This is a genomic window from Chamaesiphon sp. OTE_20_metabat_361, from assembly GCF_031364565.1.
This window is the reverse complement of the sequence record NZ_JANLWO010000147.1, coordinates 1-3156: the sequence shown is the minus strand read 5'-3', so window position 1 is coordinate 3156 and position 3156 is coordinate 1. Positions and strand designations below refer to the sequence as shown.

General features: G+C 48.3%; 4 protein-coding genes. 1 reads left to right on the top strand and 3 read right to left on the bottom strand.

The genetic code is table 11. The features are described from left to right. Positions 1-312 precede the first annotated feature (312 nt). The gene (locus RMO35_RS04130; protein WP_309738748.1) at positions 313-996 is read right to left on the bottom strand and encodes a phosphoribosyltransferase; all 684 of its coding nucleotides are present in this window, start codon (positions 994-996) and stop codon (positions 313-315) included. Then, positions 962-1378, bottom strand: coding sequence for an HPF/RaiA family ribosome-associated protein (locus RMO35_RS04125; RefSeq protein ID WP_309738746.1), 417 nt, complete (start codon positions 1376-1378; stop codon positions 962-964). The genes RMO35_RS04130 and RMO35_RS04125 overlap by 35 nt, the downstream gene beginning before the upstream one ends. Positions 1379-1505: 127 nt before the next feature. Between RMO35_RS04125 and RMO35_RS04120 the strand changes: the two genes are divergently transcribed. Then, positions 1506-2789 carry a Glu/Leu/Phe/Val dehydrogenase gene (locus tag RMO35_RS04120; protein ID WP_309738745.1) on the top strand — a complete coding sequence of 428 codons (1284 nt, stop codon included), beginning with the start codon at positions 1506-1508 and terminating at the stop codon, positions 2787-2789. Positions 2790-2885: 96 nt separating this feature from the next. Here RMO35_RS04120 and RMO35_RS04115 read toward each other — a convergent pair. Continuing rightward, on the bottom strand, positions 2886-3156 hold a 271-nt coding region (locus RMO35_RS04115; protein ID WP_396135597.1), incomplete at its 5' end, for a VapC toxin family PIN domain ribonuclease.

The following is a 3156-nucleotide window of genomic DNA, read 5'->3' as shown; positions in this document are numbered from 1 at the left end:
TTGCCACTGATGCTTCAGGGCAAAGGTTATCTGCACGAAACGATCGAGCTAAGTCGGCATCCTTCGACAATTGGCGCGGTTGACCCTCAAGATATTCGGAATCGACACTACTTGCTGCCACTCTCTCGAACCGAATCAGCGATCGCTCACTAGGATCGGGATAATAATTATCGTATGAGAGTTCATCTCTACATGATGATTCTGGCTAGCTGAATTAGTCGAACGAGGAAAAGTAGATGAGGAAAGGTTGTGATGCCAAATCCGATCGATCTAGGCTACTTATTCCCTCCATACTGGCTTACGGTGTCTCTGCTACCGCAAGAGAGATCGATCGTTAGATTGACGATTGCGGGTCGCTGCCTCTAGCAATTCACACACTTGCTCATCAGTCGTTTGATTAAAATGCTCATACCACAAACCGATTCCACCAAGCTGTGAGGGGGTCATCAAGCACACCACCTCATCGACTTCGGTTCTCAATCGATCGCCTGTTTCGAGCGGCGCAACTGGTACGGCGATGATTATTCGCTGTGGTTGCTGGGGCTTGAGCATTCCAATTGCCGCTCGCATCATCGCACCCGTTGACAATCCATCATCTACCAAAATGACAATTCGATCGCAGATATCTAGCGGCGATCGATCGCCGCGATAGATGAGATCGTGGTGTTGTAATTCCTGAAGTTCGAGATCGGCAACTGCCGCGATCGTATGTCCAGAAATTCGCAACCAATCGAGCAGATCTTCATTCAACACCTCAAATCCGTCAGCGGCAACCGCCCCGATTGCCAGTTCTGGATGTCCGGGTACGCCCAGTTTCCGCACCAGACAGATATCCAAGGGCGCGTTGAGTGCCTTTGCCACCTCAAAGGCTACTATTACCCCACCGTGAGGAATTCCAAGCACCAGGACGTCGGGGCGATTGGCATACTGGGTAAGTTGGTTCGCTAATAATTTCCCCGCTTCAGTGCGATCGCGGAATCGAGTCTCGCTCGTCATCAGTTGCACCTCCTACATGTGTTTTAATCTCGCCGCGTCGTAGCTGTGTATACTCCTTGAGTTGGCGTTCGGCATTATCAAAGGCATCACGAATGGCAACGTGGAGATCTTCATGTGTCTGCTGTGCTGGCGGCTGACGATTGACGACTAATTCGCTACCAGGGACAGTTAGGTTAATTTGGACGTGGTAAATATTCCCTTGATGATTGTGGCGATGGGGTACTGCGATGACGACGCGACAATCGCTAAGGCGATCTGAGAATTTTTCAAGCTTGGCAATGTGTTTGCAAATTTTGACTTCTATCTTGTCTGAAGGGGAGAGATTTTGCCAAATGATTTGGGGTGTCAATCGCACAATTTCGTAACCTCTTGAGCTGCTCACTCTTCAATGTAGAATAAAAGTCTGAGGAACTTGTGAGTGAGTATGCAGGCTTGAACGAGCTGGTTTGACTTTGGCTCTAATAGACGGATGATGACAACTCAAATAGCAAAAAGTTCGCTCTACAACTATGACAGAATCTTTATTTGCCGAAGCTAGTCAACGGCTAGATGCAGCTCTCCATCACATCTCCATTTCTGAAGATGCGATCGAACGTCTCAAATTTCCTAAATCCAGTTTGCAGGTTTCTATCCCCGTGCGGATGGACAATGGTTCTCTACAAGTTTTTCAAGGTTATCGAGTGCGCTACGATGACACCAGAGGCCCCACCAAGGGCGGTATCCGCTATCATCCTAGCGTTACTCTCGATGAAGTCAAATCCCTCGCCTTCTGGATGACCTTCAAATGTGCGGCACTAGATTTACCATTTGGCGGTGCCAAAGGTGGGATTACGATCGATCCCAAACAACTCTCCAAATTGGAGCTAGAACGGCTGAGTCGAAGCTATATCAATGAGATCGCCGACTTTATCGGCCCCGATGTGGATATTCCCGCCCCAGACGTGCAAACCAATTCCATGATTATGGGTTGGATGGCCGATCGCTACAATACCATTCACCGCAAAATCGTCCCCGCTGCCATTACAGGCAAACCGCTGACGATGGGCGGTAGTCTGGGGCGGGACACCGCGACAGGTATGGGTACGTTCTTTGCGATTGAAACCCTGATGCCTAAATTTCAAACAGTGCGGGAAAACACCACCGTTGCCGTCCAAGGCTTTGGGAATGTGGGCGTAGTTATTGCCGATTTGCTATGGCAGGCTGGTTATCGAGTGGTGGCGGTGAGCGACTCTCAGGGCGGTATCTATGCCAAAGGGGGGCTGGATATTCCCAGCGTCAAACAGTTTAAACACTCGACGCGGAATCTCAAAGCCGCGTACTGCGAAGGGACAGTCTGCAATATCTTGGAGTATGAAACCATTACCAATGAGGAACTGCTGACACTAGATGTAGACATCCTCGTACCTGCGGCAATGGAGAATCAAATTACCGAGAAAAACGCCAATGCCGTGCGGGCAAAGTATATTTTTGAAGCGGCGAATGGCCCGATTACGGCGGCTGCTGATGCCATTTTAGAGGCAAACGGGATTCATGTTTTCCCCGACATTCTGATTAATGCGGGTGGCGTGACGGTGAGTTATTTTGAATGGGTACAGAATCGGAGTGGTTTGTACTGGACGGTTGAGGAAGTAAACGATCGCTTAAAACAGAAAATGGTGAAGGAAACCGAGCGAATTTGGGAGATCGCGCAACAGAAATCGATTTCGATGCGGACTGCTGCCTACGTTCATGCACTCGATCGAATTGGTGAAGCGATCGATGCTAAGGGTACCCGCGATTTCTATACTAGTTAACTTTAGTGTCTCGATCGGGTTGAGCGCGATCGAATATTAGCTTGCTTTTGCCCTTTCGATCGATCTGCCGAATTGGATTTAATCTATAGCGAATTATTACTTTTCCTTCACACTTATCAAGCCCAGATGTTCGACAAACGGGGCAAAATCTTTGTCAGAAAACAGTAGCTTGTGACCGTGTTCGATACAAAAAGTTGCGATCGTTACGTCGATTGTTTTCCTCACTGTAATCCCCTTTTTGCGTAAAGTTCTAAAATTATCTGCGCTTTTCATCGCCATCTCAGTACCCAACATCTCAAACACCGTCAAAGAAGTTAGCAGCCGTTTAGCTGTCTGATAATCTTTATCCTGACGAAAACCTTGTAAC

Coding starts and splice junctions, on each gene's coding strand:
- RMO35_RS04130 (WP_309738748.1), bottom strand. CDS start 996: ATGACGAGCGAGACTCGATTCCGCGATCGCACTGAAGCGGGGAAATTA.
- RMO35_RS04120 (WP_309738745.1), top strand. CDS start 1,506: ATGACAGAATCTTTATTTGCCGAAGCTAGTCAACGGCTAGATGCAGCT.